The sequence below is a fragment of the Pseudonocardia nigra genome, assembly GCF_019396355.1.
GTDB lineage: Bacteria > Actinomycetota > Actinomycetes > Mycobacteriales > Pseudonocardiaceae > Pseudonocardia > Pseudonocardia nigra.
Genome location: NZ_JAHKRK010000190.1, coordinates 1 through 16434, shown reverse-complemented (window position 1 = coordinate 16434; position 16434 = coordinate 1). Strand labels below are relative to the sequence as shown.

At 72.1% G+C, this 16434-nt stretch carries 15 protein-coding genes and 3 pseudogenes; 10 read left to right on the top strand and 8 right to left on the bottom strand.

What is annotated here, in order from left to right; translation table 11 throughout:
* Positions 1-136: 136 nt before the first annotated feature.
* A pseudogene (locus KME75_RS32005) lies at positions 137-1204 on the top strand (ISL3 family transposase); the annotation flags it as partial.
* A gap of 387 nt (positions 1205-1591) precedes the next feature.
* Here the strand turns inward: KME75_RS32005 and KME75_RS32000 are convergent.
* Positions 1592-2713 (bottom strand): NsdA family TPR-like regulatory protein, encoded by a 1122-nt coding sequence (locus KME75_RS32000; RefSeq protein WP_308283276.1) that lies wholly within the window; start codon positions 2711-2713, stop codon positions 1592-1594.
* A 215-nt stretch (positions 2714-2928) separates the two neighbouring features.
* Between KME75_RS32000 and KME75_RS31995 the strand changes: the two genes are divergently transcribed.
* Positions 2929-3099 carry a hypothetical protein gene (locus KME75_RS31995; RefSeq protein ID WP_219418670.1) on the top strand — a complete coding sequence of 57 codons (171 nt, stop codon included), beginning with the start codon at positions 2929-2931 and terminating at the stop codon, positions 3097-3099.
* A 196-nt stretch (positions 3100-3295) separates the two neighbouring features.
* Here KME75_RS31995 and KME75_RS31990 read toward each other — a convergent pair whose 3' ends face one another.
* Positions 3296-4672, bottom strand: a complete 1377-nt coding sequence (locus KME75_RS31990; protein ID WP_219418669.1) for an MFS transporter — start codon at positions 4670-4672, stop codon at positions 3296-3298.
* 181 nt (positions 4673-4853) lie between these two features.
* Between KME75_RS31990 and KME75_RS31985 the strand changes: the two genes are divergently transcribed.
* Positions 4854-5174, top strand: a complete 321-nt coding sequence (locus KME75_RS31985) for a hypothetical protein (protein ID WP_219418668.1) — start codon at positions 4854-4856, stop codon at positions 5172-5174.
* Here KME75_RS31985 and KME75_RS31980 read toward each other — a convergent pair.
* Positions 5090-6037, bottom strand: coding sequence for an NAD(P)/FAD-dependent oxidoreductase (locus KME75_RS31980; RefSeq protein ID WP_219418667.1), 948 nt, complete (start codon positions 6035-6037; stop codon positions 5090-5092). The two genes, KME75_RS31985 and KME75_RS31980, sit on opposite strands and share 85 nt — an antisense overlap.
* Before the next feature lie 151 nt (positions 6038-6188).
* Here KME75_RS31980 and KME75_RS31975 point away from each other — a divergent pair, with 151 nt between their 5' ends.
* The 5 genes from KME75_RS31975 to KME75_RS31955 all read left to right on the top strand — a co-directional run bounded on the left by KME75_RS31975 (position 6189) and on the right by KME75_RS31955 (position 11010).
* Positions 6189-7721, top strand: coding sequence for an AMP-binding protein (locus tag KME75_RS31975; protein WP_219418666.1), 1533 nt, complete (start codon positions 6189-6191; stop codon positions 7719-7721).
* 339 nt (positions 7722-8060) lie between these two features.
* Positions 8061-8903 (top strand): nitroreductase/quinone reductase family protein, encoded by an 843-nt coding sequence (locus KME75_RS31970; protein WP_219418665.1) that lies wholly within the window; start codon positions 8061-8063, stop codon positions 8901-8903.
* 168 nt (positions 8904-9071) lie between these two features.
* Positions 9072-9947, top strand: coding sequence for an ABC transporter ATP-binding protein (locus KME75_RS31965; protein WP_219418674.1), 876 nt, complete (start codon positions 9072-9074; stop codon positions 9945-9947).
* The gene (locus KME75_RS31960; protein ID WP_219418664.1) at positions 9944-10774 is read left to right on the top strand and encodes an ABC transporter permease; all 831 of its coding nucleotides are present in this window, start codon (positions 9944-9946) and stop codon (positions 10772-10774) included. Before KME75_RS31965 ends, KME75_RS31960 begins: the two co-directional genes overlap by 4 nt.
* Positions 10771-11010 (top strand): helix-turn-helix transcriptional regulator, encoded by a 240-nt coding sequence (locus KME75_RS31955; protein ID WP_219418663.1) that lies wholly within the window; start codon positions 10771-10773, stop codon positions 11008-11010. Before KME75_RS31960 ends, KME75_RS31955 begins: the two co-directional genes overlap by 4 nt.
* Positions 11011-11029: 19 nt before the next feature.
* Here KME75_RS31955 and KME75_RS31950 read toward each other — a convergent pair whose 3' ends face one another.
* Entirely contained in the window at positions 11030-11554 is a 525-nt protein-coding gene (locus KME75_RS31950) for a hypothetical protein (RefSeq protein WP_219418662.1), read from the bottom strand.
* 92 nt (positions 11555-11646) lie between these two features.
* Here KME75_RS31950 and KME75_RS31945 point away from each other — a divergent pair, with 92 nt between their 5' ends.
* Both KME75_RS31945 and KME75_RS31940 read left to right on the top strand, forming a co-directional pair.
* Entirely contained in the window at positions 11647-12108 is a 462-nt protein-coding gene (locus tag KME75_RS31945) for a DUF2243 domain-containing protein (protein ID WP_219418661.1), read from the top strand.
* Complete coding sequence (locus KME75_RS31940; RefSeq protein WP_219418660.1) at positions 12105-12896, top strand: cytochrome c oxidase assembly protein; 792 nt, start codon at positions 12105-12107, stop codon at positions 12894-12896. Before KME75_RS31945 ends, KME75_RS31940 begins: the two co-directional genes overlap by 4 nt.
* On the opposite strand, the gene KME75_RS31935 is transcribed toward KME75_RS31940, so the two are convergent.
* The 4 genes and pseudogenes from KME75_RS31935 to KME75_RS31920 all read right to left on the bottom strand — a co-directional run.
* Positions 12841-13962: a VanZ family protein gene (locus tag KME75_RS31935; protein ID WP_219418659.1), complete on the bottom strand. Its 1122-nt coding sequence runs from the start codon at positions 13960-13962 to the stop codon at positions 12841-12843. The genes KME75_RS31940 and KME75_RS31935 overlap by 56 nt on opposite strands.
* 90 nt (positions 13963-14052) lie before the next feature.
* Positions 14053-15283: pseudogene (locus tag KME75_RS31930) on the bottom strand (RNA polymerase sigma factor).
* 4 nt (positions 15284-15287) lie between these two features.
* Positions 15288-15641, bottom strand: coding sequence for a YciI family protein (locus KME75_RS31925; protein ID WP_219418673.1), 354 nt, complete (start codon positions 15639-15641; stop codon positions 15288-15290).
* A 60-nt stretch (positions 15642-15701) separates the two neighbouring features.
* Positions 15702-16250, bottom strand: a pseudogene (locus tag KME75_RS31920) (dihydrofolate reductase family protein); the annotation flags it as partial.
* Between the last annotated feature and the right edge of the window lie 184 nt (positions 16251-16434).

Below are 16434 nucleotides of genomic sequence, written 5' to 3'. Positions count from 1 at the left end.
TCATGGAGGCTGAAGTTCGGTCAGACGATCCACGGCCACTCGAACGAGGGGAATCGCCCTGCTCCAGGAGGTGGTCAGGCCGACGCGACATGAGGGAACTCCGGGGTTATTTCATATGATCGACATGGACACCCACCGGCCGATAGATCTGCTGCCCGACCGGGAGGCCGCCACCTTCGCCGACTGGCTACGCGAGCATCCCGGCGTCGAGGTCGTGTGTCGCGACCGGGCCGGCGCCTACGCCGAGGGCGCCCGCAGCGGCGCCCCGGATGCGGTGCAGGTCGCCGACCGCTGGCATCTGTGGCACAACCTCGCCGAACAGGTGGAGCGCACCGCCGCGCGGCACCGCAGCTGCTGGGCCCACCCGACCGAGACGAGCCCCTCCGACCAGCCCGGCGACCAGCCGGATCCGCAGCAGCTTGCCCAGCAGCTGGCCGACTCGCGGCGGGAGGAGTCCGTGCTGGCGCGCCGGACTCGGGACCGCTACGCGGCGGTCCAGGCCCTACGCGCGCAGGGCAAGGGGATCAAGACCATCATGCGCGAGCTCGGGCTGGCCAAGGAGACGGTGCGCCGCTTCGCCCGCGCCACCAGCGTGGAAGACCTGCTGGCCACCGCCCGCGACGGGCGGGCCAGCGTGCTGGACGAGTTCAAGCCCTACCTGCACGAGCGGTGGGGCGCCGGGCACACCAACGGCAGCCAGCTATTCGCCGAGATCCGCGAGCAGGGCTTCCGCGGCAGCCTGGGCACCGTGCTGGGCTACTTGCGCCCGTTCCGGGCACTCGCCGCGGCCCCGGCCGCGGTGCCCGCACCCCCGACGGTGCGGGCGGTGACCAGCGCGATCCTGCGCCACCCCGACAGCCTGGACACCGACGAGCAGCTCACCCTCAAGGAGGCACGAGCGCGCTGCCCGCACCTGGACGCCGTCGCCGAGCACGTCAGCCGGTTCGCCGAGATGATGACCGGCCGACACGGCGAACGTCTCGGCACCTGGATCGTCCAGGTCGAGGCCGATGACCTCCCCGACCTGCATCGGTTCACCAACGGGCTACGCCGCGATCACGCCGCCGTGGTCAACGGCCTGACCCTGCCGCACAGCTCCGGCGCCGTGGAAGGTTCAGTGAACCGGATCAAGATGATCAAGCGACAGATGTACGGCAGGGCCGGCTTCAACCTGCTCCGCAAACGAGTCCTACTCGCACGCTGACCCCCAAGCGCCGCCGGGGGTCGAGACGATCACGAAATGTGGGCCAGATCCAGTTTTCAGGCGCCGTCGACAGATCATTCGTGCCCGAACATCGAGGTCGCGCTTGAGGGCCGAGATTGCGTCCGTTGCTGCGCGTTCTCCAGCCGAAGCCTCGCGTTCTCCCTCTCAAGCTCGGAGATGGCGGCCTTCAGGTCCTCTCCGGAGGGCATCACGCCCCCACTGTTCGCTCGAAAGACGGTGAAGGGATCTTCGCGTACGGGGGGCCACGGCTCAAGGGAGGCGCCGTGAGTATGTGGCCATACGCGACGCGCAGCGGTGAGTTCATAGAGCGGAGGGCGTGCCCGTACTCGGAGTCGCTCGGCTCCTGTCTTCAGCCAGCGCTCCGAGTCACAGAGTGCCCGGCAGCATCCGGGCAACCTCGTTCACCCGCCGATCGAGTCTTGCGGATGTCAGCTTCGCAGCGGCCGTCTGAGCTCTGCCCAGGACGTGCCGGGCAGCATCGAACACACCAGCCCGTGCATAGGACTCGGCGAGCCAAGTTCGGTAGAGCGCGACCTCCCGAGCGTGCTCCGGGGTGTACGCGTCGATGGCGCTCGACAGCAGCGGCTCTGCCGCGACGGGGTCGCCCAGCTCGATGAGGCAGCGACCCGCCATCACGTCGATCTCGCGCCGGTCCAGCCAGTAGACCCACTCCGGTTCCTCGATCCCCGGTGACCGGCACTCGTACGACTCGTCCACCGCGTCGAGTGCGCGCCGGGCCGACTCCCGGTCCCGAGCGCGAGCACTCGCCCAGGCCAGTCGTTCGAGCAGCAACGCCCGTACGACCGGCGTGGTAACCCCGGCTCCCTTGACAGCCGACCGCGCCAGGAGCGCCGCATCGGCAGGGTTGCCGACGTTCGCGATCTGATAGCTGAGCGATGACAGGAGTTGTCCCGCCAGTACGTCGTCCCCGGCAGCCTGCGCGGCCGACACCCCGGCCAGGTAGCCCCGCTGAGCCTCGACATACCGACCTGCGTCACTGGCGACCCACCCCACGAGCTGAGCCAGCTCGCCCACCACCCCGAGCAAGCGGCGGCCGGTGCCCTCGGCGTAGCTCGTCTCATTGACCACGCGCTCGGCCCCGGAGAGTTCCTTGCTGACCACCGGGAGGAGCTCGGCCCCGCTGACCAGATCGTCGAGGTGCCGTAGTTCGATCACGCGTTGTTCGAGCTCGGTCGCGAGGCTCGGGCCGATTCGTCGTCCGGCGGCCCGATGAACAGTTGCCGGGGAATCCGACACGAGCCACTCGTGCGCAACCCTCATCGGGTCCGCCGACGGCCCGTAGAGACGATTCACGGACACGCCGAGTGCCCGGGCGTAAGCGGTGACGTGTTCCGGGGTAACGGTTCGATTACCGGTCTCCAGATGCCCGAGAAGAGCCTTGGAGTAGTGTGTACGCCGCGCCAGCGAGGTCAGGCTGACCCCGGCATCCTCGCGAGCTGCTCGCAACCTCTGGCCCACCTCGGACACGGTCACAACCTTGTAGACGGCGGTAGACGGCGAACCGGTTCCGGCAACGGTCCGTGCCCGAGAGGCTACGGGAACGGGTCGCTCCCCGGTCGGTGTCCCGTCCCGGCCGGGTGCGACCGCCCAAGGTCGAGAACAAGGGAAACGATCATGACTGGCACCAGGGGACCGGTGCGATGAACGCCCTGTGGTCATCGTCCCTTCGCTGGGATACCCGCGTGGTGTTCGTCGAGCGGCGGAAGCAATGGTGGTGGAACGCCTGGCACGAGTCGACCGCCATCGAGCTGTACGGATTCGCGGACTCACGTGAGGCAGCGAACCTCGAGATGTACCGGGCCATCGAGCAAGCAGGGCAGCCGCCTCAAGGATCGATCCGCCAGCGCCAGTAGCTGACCAGCTGTGGTCGGTTCGACCAAGGCCGCGAGCACGTCCAAGAGCGGCAGCCAGCGCCCGCGCGATCCCCGACGACCGTCGCGCGCGTGCCCGCAGCGTCGAGCCGTAGCGCACATTCATGCACGAACGGCACTTTCGTCCGATAGGTCTGAACGAAGGTGCCGTTCGTGCGAGCCGATCTCAGGCGGACCGTCAGGCCGCCGCCAACTCCCGCTCCGCAGCCGGCTCGTCGTCCGCGCCCTGCAGGTAGCGCTCCGACAGCCGCCGGTAGTGCCGTGTGCCGAACGCGAGGAGCGTGAGCGCGAGCCCGATCAGCCCGGTCACGGTGAACACCAGTGCGAGCCCCCGCTCGGGGCCGGTGCCGAACCACGGACCGATCAGGTCGGTGCCCGCGCCAGTGGTCATGAACGGGATGACGACGAACTGGGCGAGCGGGCTGATCAGGAACGCGGTCAGCGGGGACGCGGCCTGCTCCACGCTCTGGGCGAACCCGAACACCCGGCCCTGCCGTTCGAACGGCACGACCTTCTGCAGGACGGTCTGCTCCGACGCCTCGATGTAGGGCATCACGCACAGGTAGACGAACATGCCGACGGTGAGCAGGACGATCGAGGAGCGCAGCGTGAAGACGCTGGAGATCACCCAGATCACGAGGTTGGCCAGGAGCAGGGAGCGCAGCGGGTTGCGCCCCAGCCCGCGCCTGCTGATGACCAGTCCGCCGACGATGAACCCGGTGCTGAGGAAGCCCCAGAGCAGGCCCCACGTCTCGACGGAGACCAGCGACAGGCCGTAGGGGTCCATCAGCGCCATGAAGACGCCGCCGAGGAAGTTGTTGATCGTCGAGAACGCGATCAGCGCCGGCAGCCCGGGCGTCGCGACGACCAGCGCGACGGTGCCGCGCAGGTCGACCGCGTGGGACGTGTCCTCGCCCCGCTCGGGCCGCGGTTCCGGGATGCGCAGGTGCGCGAGGTGCACGATCGCCGCCGCCGTCGCGACGATCGCGAGGACGAGCACGTACAGCATCCCGGCCATCCCGACGAGCAGGCCGCTGATGACCGAGGTGACGAGGAAGGAGACGCCGGACGCGGTACCGACGAGGCCGTTGGCCCGGTCCCGGCGCTCCGCGGGGATCAGCAGCGTCACCACGGTGGACATCGCGATCCCCCGGACGTTTCCGGTGATCACACCGGTCATCAGCAGGAGCACGAAGGCCCACAGGACCGGCGAGCCGGGGTCGCGGAAGGTCTCCTGGCCCGCGGCGAGGTAGACGGCGAGGCTCGCGGCGTACAGCACCAGCGACACCGCGCTCGACGCCACCATCACGGTGTGCTTGCGGTGGTGGTCGACGAGGCTGCCGAACCACACGCCGGACAGCGCGGTCAGCGCGAGGAAGATGCCGGCGATGAGGCCGGTGGCGAACACCGACCGCGTCTCGAGGTAGACGAAGAAGGTGATGGCGAACCACACCGTGAAGTTCACGACGGACGTCACGAGCGTGTTGGCCAGTGTGTGCCGGAACGTCCGGGCGCGGCCGGCCCCGGTCACCGTGCCCTGTGCGGTCGCGTCCATCTGCCTGCTCCGATCCCAGCTCCCAGCGGGTGTCGCGGGTATGACTGCCGCGAGCCGGAGGACTCATCGGTCCGGACGGGAGCGCAGCCGGGCCCGCGGCGCCACTCCCCCGCACCGGACGTACGATCCCCGCGAACACGTGGCCGCTTCCCCCGGTCGCAACAGTGCGGAAGGGGAAGCCGTGTACCGACCGTGGTCGTCGACCAGCGACGCCCCGCCGCCACCGCTGGACCGGCCCGTCTGGGTCGACCTGTCCGCGTTCTACGGCGAGCCGGACGACCCCGCCGCATATCCCGACGACCGCCCGCCCGGCGGGCTCCTGAAGCCGTCCGGCCGGATCCCCGGGGTGCTGCGGTGGTGGTTGCGCGGCGTGGACGGCCGGTGGTTCGGCAAGGTCAGCTTCGCGGTGTGCGACGCCTACGGCGCCGTCGTCGCCGAGCAGCGCGACGTGATCGTCCCGGCGGCGGCGCTCAGCCCCCGCGTGGCCGAGCCGCGCCGGTAGGGGTTTTCGCAACGGACGGCACACAGCGCGTGCGGACGGCACGCACCGCCGGCGGTGTGTGCCGCGCTCGTCCGGCCCGTCGGGTCGGTGCGCACCCAGCCGTCGTCGTCGATCTCGCAGCCCAACCCGATCAACAGCTCGTCCCGGGGGACGAAGAGCGGGCCGACGAACACCGCCGACCGCGCCACCACCTGCCCGTTCTCCAGCTCCACCCCGCGCAGCGCGTCCCCGTGCACGACCAGGCGCGCAACCCGCCCGTCCGCGACGTGCACGCCGCGTGCGGTCAGCTGTTCGCGCTCGCCCGGGGTGAGCGCTGTGGTGTGGGGGAAGAAGACCAGGTCCGACGACCACTGCGGCAGCATCAGCGCCAGGTGCAGGGCCAGCTTCGGGGCGAGGGCGGCGATCACGCCGATCGGCTGGTCCCGGACCTCGTAGCCGTGGCAGTACGGGCAGTGCAGCACGTCGCTCCCCCAGCGTTCCCGCACGCCGGGGATGTCGGGCAGCTCGTCGCGCAGCCCGGTCGCCACCAGCACGCGCCGGGTGCGGAGCGCACGCCCGTCCGCCAGGTGCACCACGAAGCCGTGGTCGATCCGCGTGACCCGGTCCGTGATCAGCTCGACGCCGTAGCCGAGGATCTCGGCCGGTCCCGACTCCCACAGCTGCGACGGCGGCATCCCGTCCCGCGACAGGACACCGTGCATGTGCGACGCCGCGCCGTTGCGCCGGGCCCCACCGTCGATCACGGCCACCCGCCGCCGGGCCCGGGCCAGCACGAGCGCCGCGTTCAGCCCGGCCGCGCCCGCACCGACGACCACCACGTCGAACGTGTTCGCGTCCATCACGACCACCTCCGGAGCGATCATGCGGAGATCGCGCGTAGTACAGCAAGCCACGTTGCCGATTCTGCAAATACTCGCCGGAAGGCGAGCCGGAAACGGTGGCGAACGCGCACGCGTGCGCCACAATCGCCCCAGGCCGCCCCGAGCCCGATCCATGCCCCGAAAGGACGGCACTGTGTTCTTCGACCTCGGAGTCCGCGACTTCCTCGACCGCGCCGAGCTGGTCTACCCCGACCGCGTGGCGATCGTGGACGAGCCGGACCAGCCCGCCCCGTCCTGGGGGACGATGACCTACCGCGAGATGGCGCGCCGGGCCCGGGCGCAGGCCGCCTGGCTCGACGCGCACGACATCCCCGTCGGCGGCCCGGTCGCGATCGTCTCGCACAACGCGGCCCGGCTGCTCGTGTCGTTCTTCGGCGTCTCCGCGTGGGGCCGGATCCTCGTGCCGGTGAACTTCCGGCTCGCCCCCGCCGAGGTCCGCTACATCGTCGAGCACTCCGGCGCCGAGGTGCTGCTCGTCGACCCCGAACTGCGGCCGCTGCTCGACTCGGTCACCGCGAAGCACGTGCTCGTGCTCGGCGAGGACGACGAGGAGATGTTCGGCCTGACGGGCGAGCCGGCCGAACCGCGGGCGTGGCCCGGCGACGAGTCGGCCACCGCCACGCTCAACTTCACCTCGGGCACCACGGCGCGGCCCAAGGGCGTGCAGCTCACCCACCGCAACATCTGGATCAACGCCGCCACCTTCGGGCTGCACGTCACCCTCAACGACAACGACGTCCTGCTGCACACCCTGCCGATGTTCCACTGCAACGGGTGGGGGATGCCGTACGCGCTCACCGGTCTCGGGGGGAAGCACGTCGTGCTGCGCAAGGTCGACGGGTCGGAGATCCTGCGCCGCATCGACAAGCACGGCGTCACGATCCTGTGCGCCGCCCCCGCCGTCGTCACCGCGGCGCTCGACGCCGCGAGCACCTGGGACGGCGAGATACCCGGCCGCGACCGCGTGCGCATCGTCGTCGCGGGCGCCCCACCACCCACCCGCACAATCGAGCGCGTCCGGGCCGACCTGGGCTGGGAGTTCATCCAGATCTACGGCCTCACCGAGACCGCGCCGCTGATCACCGTGAACCGGATGCGCTCCGAGTGGGAGGACCTCGACGCCCACCAGCAGGCCCGCCTCCTCGGCCGGGCCGGCGCACCGGCGCTCGGCGTACGGATCGACATCGACACCGACGGCGAGGTCCTCACGCGGTCCAACACCAACCTCGACGGCTACTGGGACAACCCGGACGAGACCGCGCGGGTCCAGGAGGGGAACTGGTTCCACACCGGTGACGGCGGCTCGATGAGCGACGGCTACCTCACCATCGCCGACCGGAAGAAGGACGTGATCATCACCGGTGGCGAGAACGTCTCGTCGATCGAGGTCGAGGACGCGCTCAACTCCCACCCCGCCGTCCGCGAGGCCGCCGTCATCGGGATCCCGGACGAGAAGTGGGGCGAGCTCGTCACCGCGCTCGTCGTGACCGAGGGGACACCGACCGCGGAGGAGATCATCGCCCACTGCCGCGAGCACCTCGCGGGCTACAAGTGCCCCAAGCGCGTCGAGTTCCTCGACGAGCTGCCGCGCACCGCCACCGGGAAGATCCAGAAGTACAAGCTCCGCGAGCCCTACTGGGCCGACCAGGAGCGTCAGGTCAACTAGCGCGCGGGGCGTGGCCGGCTCCGGGGCCGGCGTCGGCCACGCCCGAAATCGGTGGCGCCGGGCGTACGGCTGCCGCTAGGGTCCGCCGCGTGACTGCCGGGTCGGCCATGGGCCACGAGCGAGTGAGGCACCCGGCCCTGGCGTGAGCCGCGGGCGGGCACACGCCCCGCCTCCCCTCCTTCTTGCGCATCGTGCGCGTCCCCGTGCCCGGCCGGGCCGACGACCGACGAGGTCCGCTTCCGGGCACACCCTTGCCCTCCCCTGCACCGCCCCGTCCGCCGGACGGTCCTTCGGCATGCCCGGACGACCCCGCGGACGACCTCCGGAGAAAGGACACCTATGCCCAGCGACTTCCACGAAACGCTCGTCGAGGACTTCCGCGCCAACGGCGGGCGCGTCGGCGGGCCCGCCGAGAACGACCGGCTACTCCTGCTCACGACCACCGGCGCGCGGTCCGGCGCCCCGCACACCGTCCCGCTCGCCTACCTGCGCGACGGGGGCGAGCGCACGCTCGTGATCGCCTCCGCCGCGGGCGCCTCGCGTCATCCCGACTGGTTCCACAACCTCGTCGCGAACCCGCGGGTGACCGTCGAGGACGGCGTCTTCGCCTACGAGGCCCACGCCGTCGTCCTCGACAAGGCCGACCGCGACCGCGCCTTCGCCCGCGCCGCCGAGGCCGACCCGGGGTGGGCCGATCACCAGCACCGGACGGCCCGCACCCTGCCCGTGGTCGCCCTCGAGCCCATCCCCGGACCGCCGAACATCCCCGGCGCGACGTCACCCGGCGCCGCCCTCCGGCTTCTTCACGACGCGTTCCGGCGAGAGCTCGCCCTGGTCCGGAAGGAGATCGCCGAGTCAGGACCCGAACTGGGCGCTCAGCTCCGTGTGAACTGCCTGACCCTGTGCGGCGGGCTGCACCACCACCACGCCCGGGAGGACGACGCGATGTTCCCGTTCCTTGCCGGGAGCCGCCCGGAGCTCGCCCCGGTTCTCCACCGCCTGGACCGCGAGCACCGGGCGATCGCCGCTCTGCTCGACGACATCCAGTCGCTCGTCTCCGCCGGGCCCGCCGACCCCTTGCATGTGCTCCCCGAGTTCGACCGGCTCGCCGACGAGCTCGAACGGCACCTCGCCTACGAGGAGGAACACGTCATCCCGGCCCTCAACGCTCCGGCCAGCTGACCACAGACCGGACAGCAGCTCCGCGGTCAAATGTAGTAGGTGTGCTATCTTCCGTCCTATAGTTCGGAGTGAGGGGGGATCATGACATCGGTGAGCACACCGAACGCGGCCGTCCGCGCCGCGGAGCCGTCCCGGCTGGGACCGGTGATCGAGACGCGCGGGCTGCGGATGCGTTACGGCTCCACGGACGTGCTCCACGGGGTGGACCTCGAGGTGCACCGCGGCGAGGTGCTGGCCCTGCTCGGACCCAACGGGGCGGGCAAGTCCACCACCATCGAGATCCTCGAGGGTTTCCGGAAGCGCTCCGCGGGCCAGGTCCGGGTGCTCGGTGTGGACCCGATCCAGGGCGACGAGGCGTGGCGTGCGCGGCTCGGCGTCGTGCTGCAGTCCTGGCGCGACCACAGCAAATGGCGCGTGCGCGAGCTGCTCGACCAGCTCGGCCGCTACTACCGCCCGTACGCCACGCCGGACCGCCCGCGGCCCTACGACCCCGACGAGCTGGTCGCCCTCGTCGGCCTGACCGACCGGGCGGACACTCGGATCGGCCGGCTCTCGGGCGGGCAGCGCCGCAGGCTGGACGTGGCCGTCGGCCTCGTCGGGCGGCCGGAGCTGTTGTTCCTCGACGAGCCGACGGTCGGCTTCGACCCGCAGGCCAGGCAGGAGTTCCACGACCTGGTGCACCGGCTGACCGATCTCGAGGGCACCACGATCCTCCTTACGACCCACGACCTGGACGAGGCGGAGAAGCTCGCCGACCGGATCCTGATCCTGGTGGGCGGCCGGATCGTCGCCGAGGGCACCGCCCCGGAGCTCACGAGGCAGATCGCGGGCAGGGCCGAGGTCCGGTTCAGCCGGAACGGCGAGTTCTACGTGCACGCCTGCGAGGACGCCACCGGCTACGTGCGCGAGCTGTTCGCACAGTACGGCGACGCCGTCGGCGACCTCGAGGTGCGCCGGGCGAGCCTGGAGGACGTCTACCTGACCATGGTGCGCGAGTTCGAGTCCGGTGGGCGCCGGGCCGTGCTGACGGAGGTGGCCCGATGAACCCGAGCACTGTGGCCGCGCGAGCGGGGGCGCAGCGCGGCTGGATCGAGTTCCGGCAGACCCTCACCTCGACCGAGGTCATCGGCTTCGTGTGGCCCTGGGCGCTGGCTCTGGTCGTGTTGTACGTCCTGCGGGACCGGACCGTGCCCGGCACGGACTTCTCACTCGGTTCCCAGTCGATCCACGGCCTGCTCGGGATGAACGTCGTGCTGACCGGGATGCTGGGCATGTCCATGGCGCTGCTCGTGGAACGGGAGGACGGCACGTTGCTGCGGGCGAAGGCGATCCCCAACGGGATGCTCGGGTACCTCACGGGCAAGGTGGTGAGCCAGGCGGTGATGACCGCCGCGATGCTCGTCGTCGTGCTGGTCCCCGCGGCGTTCCTCTTCGACGGGCTGGAGCTGTCCGCCGCGTCGTCCTGGCTGACACTGGTGTGGGTGCTCGTGCTCGGCCTGGTCGCGACGCTCCCGCTCGGCGCGGTCACCGGATCGCTGTTCCCGGACATGAAGGCCGCCAGCTTCGCCACCCTGCTGATCATCGGGCTGGTGGCGGTCTCCGGCGTGTTCTACCCGATCACGGCACTGCCGGTCTGGCTGCAGTTGATCGGGCAGGCGTTCCCCGTCTACTGGTTGGCGCTGGGCATGCGCTCGGCGCTGCTGCCGGATGCGCTGTCCACGGCAGAGATCGGAGGGTCCTGGCGGCACCTGGAGACGGTCGCCGCACTCGGGGCTTGGGCCGTGATCGGGTTCGTGGTCGCGCCCGTCGTGTTGCGGCGGATCGCGCGGCGCGCGACCGGCTCGACCATCGCGCGCGAGAGCAACCGATGACCGAGACGATCCACAACCGGATCGCCATGCTGCGGGCGGAACGGAACATCTCGCGGCGCCAGCTCGCCGACGCGCTCGGCGTGCACTATCAGACGGTCGGATACCTGGAGCGCGGCGAGTACAGCCCGAGCCTGCACCTTGCGCTGCGGATCGCGGAGTACTTCGAGGTGCCGGTCGAGGTCGTCTTCTCGACGAAGCCGTTCCCCCGGCTCGGCAGCAGCAGCCAGGCGGGGTGACCGGGCCGAGCCCCGCGCGTCACCCCGCCGTCCGCGGCAACGGCCCGACGTCGGACTGCCGGCCGGGACGCAGGGCGGCGTGCCGCTGCCCCGGCCCCGGCCCCGAGCGCGCCGCGAGCCTGTCGGCCACCGCGCCGGTGGCCAAGGCGTAGACGGTCTTGTGCAGCAGGTCCACCGCGAGCTCCGGGCGGGGCCATGTCTGAGGTGGTGCACCGACACCGGTGGCGTTCTCGAGGATCTGGTCGTTCGTCAGGCGCACCACGGCGAACATCGCCGACGCCCACGGCCCGCGCAGCCCGACGTTCGCCATGACGCTCCGGAGCACGCCGAGCAGCGCGGCCTGCCCGAGGTGCATGGCCCAGTTCACCGGGCGGGGCTGCCTGCCGGGGTGCTCGGCCGCGCCCGTCAGCCGCTCGAGGACCCGCCCGGGCACGTACGAGTCCGGCCGGCCGGTGAGCCGCTGCTCCGCCTTCTCCCCCAGGGTCATCACGACACCGCCGGCGGCCCCCGACAGCAGTCCCTGCCACAACGCGCGCGTCAGCATGCCCTGCAGGTACCCCCGACTCGCGCCGGCCCAACCGGTTGCGGTCGGCCGGTCCGGGTACGCGGTGGCGGGCCGAACCGATCGGAGGGGCGATGACCGAGCGCGACCCGCCGCTGCAGCGCACGCGTTCGCTGCGCGCCGCGTTCGCCATCGGTGCCGGGATCACGGCGGCGGTGGACGAGATCGTGTTCCACCAGATCCTCGCCTGGCACCACTTCTACGACCGGTCCACGCCGCAGATCGCGCTGCTGTCCGACGGTCTGCTGCACACGGCCGAGATCGTGGCCATCGTGGCGGGCTTCTTCGCCGTCGCCGACCTGCGGCACCGCCGGGCGCTGGCGCCGGTCTCGGCCTGGGGCGGGTTCTTCCTCGGCGCAGGGGTGTTCCAGCTCTTCGACGGCATCGTCGACCACAAGCTGCTGCGCCTCCACCAGGTGCGCTACGGCGTCGACCCGCTCCCTTACGACCTGGCCTGGAACGCCGCCGGCGCGGTGCTGCTGCTCGTCGGCGCCGTTGTCGCCCGGCGCGGCCGTATCGAGGCCGGGCGGCCGTGATCGCCGCGGCACACTCCGCGCACCTGGGCGCGGGCGGCTGGCTGCTGCCTGCGGTGCTCGTGGCGGTGCCCGCCCTCGGCTACCGGCACGCGGTGCGGGTGCGCCGGGCGGCGGGCCGGTCCTGGCCGCCGTGGCGGACGGCGAGCTTCCTCGCCGGCCTGGTCCTCGCGGCGGCTGCCGTCTCGCCCCCGCTCGCTCACGGCGACCCGCGCGCCCACATGGCCGCGCACCTCCTGCTCGGGATGTTCGCGCCGGTGGCGCTCGTGCTCGCCGCGCCGGTGACGCTGCTGCTCGGGGCACTTCCCGTGTCGGCCCGACGGCCGGTGGGGGCGGTGCTGCGCAGCCGGGCGCTGCACGTGCTCGCCCATCCGGCGACCGCCGCCGTGCTGGACGTCGGCGCGCTCTACCTGCTGCACCTCACCCCGCTCCACGCGCTCGCCCGCGACAGCGCCGTGGTCCACCACCTCGTCCTAATGCACTTCCTGCTGGCCGGCTCGCTGTTCACGTGGTCGATCGCCGGACCCGATCCGGTGCCGCGCCGGCCCGGCCTCGCCGTGCGCGTCGCCGTCCTGATCGGCGCCGGGGCCGCCCACGGCTACCTCGCGAAGCTGCTCTTCGCCAGAGGGCAGGACGAGGAGACGCAGGCCGCTGCCCAGCTGATGTACTACGGCGGCGACGTCGCCGAGCTCGCGCTGGCGGTGGCGCTGTTCGCCGCGTGGTACCGCGGCGCGCTCAGCCGCTCGGAGCCGGGTGGCCCGCGCGGACGTCGACCATCGTGGTCGCGGTGACGGCTCCGGCCAGGCCGCGGTGGCCCTCGCTGCGGAACACCGCGACCGCGCTCGCCACCGCCCACAGCCCGGCCAGCAGTGAGAACAGCCCGCCGATCCCCTGCAGCAGCACGATTCCGCCGATCCCGGCGAGCGCCCGCAGCAGCCTCGCCGGGACGGCGGGAACGCTGCCGTCGGCACGGGCGGGCCGCAGCAGCACGCTCCGCTGACCGACGGTGCCCCCACGGCCCACGAGCGGCAGCAGCACGAGCAGCGCGGCGGCGGGCAGCCAGAACACCACGACCTGCTGCAGCGGGACGAGCCAGCCCGGGCGGGCCCCGCCGACCACCGGCACCCCCGCCCCGTACAGCAGCACGGCGTTGAGCGGCACGCCGAGCACGCCCCCGGCGAGCTGCACCGCGACGAGGTCGCACACGACGCCGAGCAGCCGGCGCCCGCTCGTCACGGGCCGGGGCTGTGCCGCCCGCGGCGCCTCCGTGCGCTGCCCGGGCACGGCCGCGAGGACGGGCGCGGCGAGCGCACCCAGCAGGGCGCCGAGACCGTTGGCGAGCAGGTCGTCGACGTCGGTGATCCGGTAGGGGCAGGGGTAGAGGAACCAGTTGCCGGTGAACTGGGTGAGCTCGACGAGCACGGACACCGCGACGCCCACCGCCACCGTGACGACGATCGAGCGCCTGCCCAGGTATCGGACGAACGCCCCCAGCGGCACGAACAGCGCCACGTTGAACACGACCTGCTGCACCGCGGGGTTGGCCAGCAGGGCCCGCGGCCCGGTGCCGACCTGCTCGGCCCGGATGTCGGCGAGGAAGCGCAGTGGGTCGAGCTGCGGGTCGGTGAGCTCCTGATGGCGGGCGCAGAAGCCGGCGTCCACCTCGGGCAGCGGGAGCAGCACGTAGGCGACGAGCGCGAGCCCGTAGACGAGCGCCGCGAACGCGAGCGCCGCCCGTCCGGGGCCGAGCTCGCCGCGCCGCCGGTACGCCACGGCGACGTACGGCACCAGCAGGGCGCCGGCGAACGCGACCCCCAGCACGACGGCGATCACGGCAGGCGCGATCCGGTCACCCACCCGTTCGCTCCTCCCCCCGGGTCCGCGCCGCACGCTACGCCGGTCCGCGGCGGCCGGGCGTCCCGCCGCAGCGACGCCGGCTGGATTCGCCTATCCCGGCGACAGGGCTCGGCGCCGGCGCTCCAGGAAGTCGCGCTCGGCGGCGTTGTCGGTGCGGTCGATTGCGGCGGTGTACGCCTCCGCGGCCTCGGCCGACCGGTCCAACCGGCGCAGCAGGTCGGCCCGGACGGCGTGGAACACGTGGTAGCGCGCGAGGTCCCCGCCGAGGCCCTCGACGGCGGCCAGCGCCACATCCGGACCCTCGACCTCGGCCACCGCCACGGCCCGGTTGAGGGCCGCGACCGGGGTCGGCACGCACGCCATCAGCTGGTCGTAGAGCGCCACGATCTGCCGCCAGTCGGTGGCGGCCGCGGTCGGGGCGTCGCTGTGGACGGCGTTGATCGCCGCCTGGATCTGGTAGGGCCCCGGCCGGTTGCGCCGCAGGCACCGCCGGACGATGCCCTGGCCCTCGGCGACGAGAGCGCGGTCCCAGCGGGTCCTCCTGGTCGGCCAGCGGCACCAGCGCGCCGTCGGGGGTGGTGCGCGCCGGACGCCGGGCCTCGACGAGCAGCATGAGCGCGAGCAGGCCCAGCACCTCCGGCTCGTCGGGCATGAGCTCGACCAGGAGCCTGCCGAGGCGGATCGCTTCGGCGCAGAGGTCCTCGCGGACCAACCGGTCGCCCGAACTCGCCGTGTGGCCCTCGGTGAAGACGAGGTAGACGACGGCCAGCACGGCGCGCAGCCGGTCGGGCAGCTCGGCCTCGTCCGGCACCCGGTAGGGGATCCGCGCGTCGCGGATCTTGCCCTTGGCCCGGACAATCCGCTGCGCCATCGTCGGCTCGGGCACCAGGAAGGCGCGGGCGATCTCGCCCGTGGTGAGCCCGCCGAGCAGCCGCAACGTGAGCGCCACCTGCGCGCCCGTCGCGAGCGCCGGATGGCAGCAGGTGAAGATCAGCCGGAGCCGATCGTCGTGCACGGCGCCCTCCTCGGCCACGTCGTCGTCGGGGCCGTGGAGCAGGACGGCCTGGGCGTGCCGCTCCTCCCTTGAGGCCTCCCGCCGGAAGCGGTCGACCGAGCGGTTGCGGGCCGTGGTGATGATCCAGCCCGCCGGGCTCGGGGGCAGCCCGGCCGACGGCCACCGCCACAGCGCTGCGGTGAAGGCGTCCTGGACCGCCTCCTCCGCGGCGTCGATGTCACCGAACGCGCGGACCAGCACCGCCACCGCGCGGCCGTACTCCACGCGGAACACGCGCTCGACCTCGGAGGCGGGGAGCGGCGGCACGGTCTCAGTCCCCGGGGCCACCGTGCAGCGGCCGGACCTCGATCGGCAGCGTGATCACCGCGGCGAGCCTGCGGCCCCACGCGAGCGCCGCGTCGAGGTCGGGTGCCGTGATGACGGTGAACCCGCCGAGGTGCTCCTTGCCCTCGGCGAACGGCCCGTCGGTGGTGAGCGCCTCCCCGTCGCGCACCCGGACGACCGTGGCGGCGCTGGGGGCGTGCAGGGCTGCGGAGAAGACCCACACGCCGGCGTCCATCATCTCCTGGCTCAGCGCGTCGAGGTCGCGCATGATCGGCTCCAGCACCTCGGGCGGCGGCGGGTCGCCGTCGGGCTGGTAGATGCTCAGCAGGTACTGCGCCATCGGATGTCCCCCTCGAGGGCAGCGGCCGGCCGGCCGGTAGGTGGCGATCAGGACGCCGGTGGTCGTCGGCACGCACTCGTCGAGACGGAGTTCGGCGAACGCCGCTCTCTCGGTGAAGAGGCGGCGACCGGTCCCGAGCACCAGGGGGTGGATCAGGAGGGTGTAGGCGTCGACGAGGTCATACTCCATCAGTGTGCGGCACAGCAGCCCGCTGCCCAGCACGACGAGATCGTCGGCGGACCGTTCCTTGAGCTCGGCCACTGACTTCGCGGCATCGCCGTCGAGGAGCACCGAGTTGGACCACGGGAGCGGTTCGGTGAGCGTCGTCGAGACCACGTACTTGCGGCGGGCGTTCAGCACCGGGGTGAACGGGTTGTCGGTCTGCTCGGGCCAGAAGCCGGCGAAGTCCTCATAGGTCCGCCTGCCGAAGAGCAGCGACACGTCCGGCGCCGCCATCCCCTCGCCCATGACCCGGGCCATGACCTCGTCGCTGTACGGCACCGCCCAGCCGCCGTACGGGAAGCCGTCGCGGGCGTCCTCGTCGGGGCGACCGGGCGCCTGCATCACGCCGTCGAGCGTCAGATTGTTGATCACGACGAGCTGGGCCATGGGGAGTGCCTCCGGAATCGGGCCGGCCCGTTGCCGGCCGCTCACTCCCCATACGAGGCGGCTAGAGCGTGTCCCTTGGATCATGGGACGGGGTCGCGGAGCCAGATCCTGATCGAGGCGACGTCGATGGTTCCGCGGAACATGTAGTCGCGCTTGTCGTAGCGGGTGGCGACCGCGCGGTGGC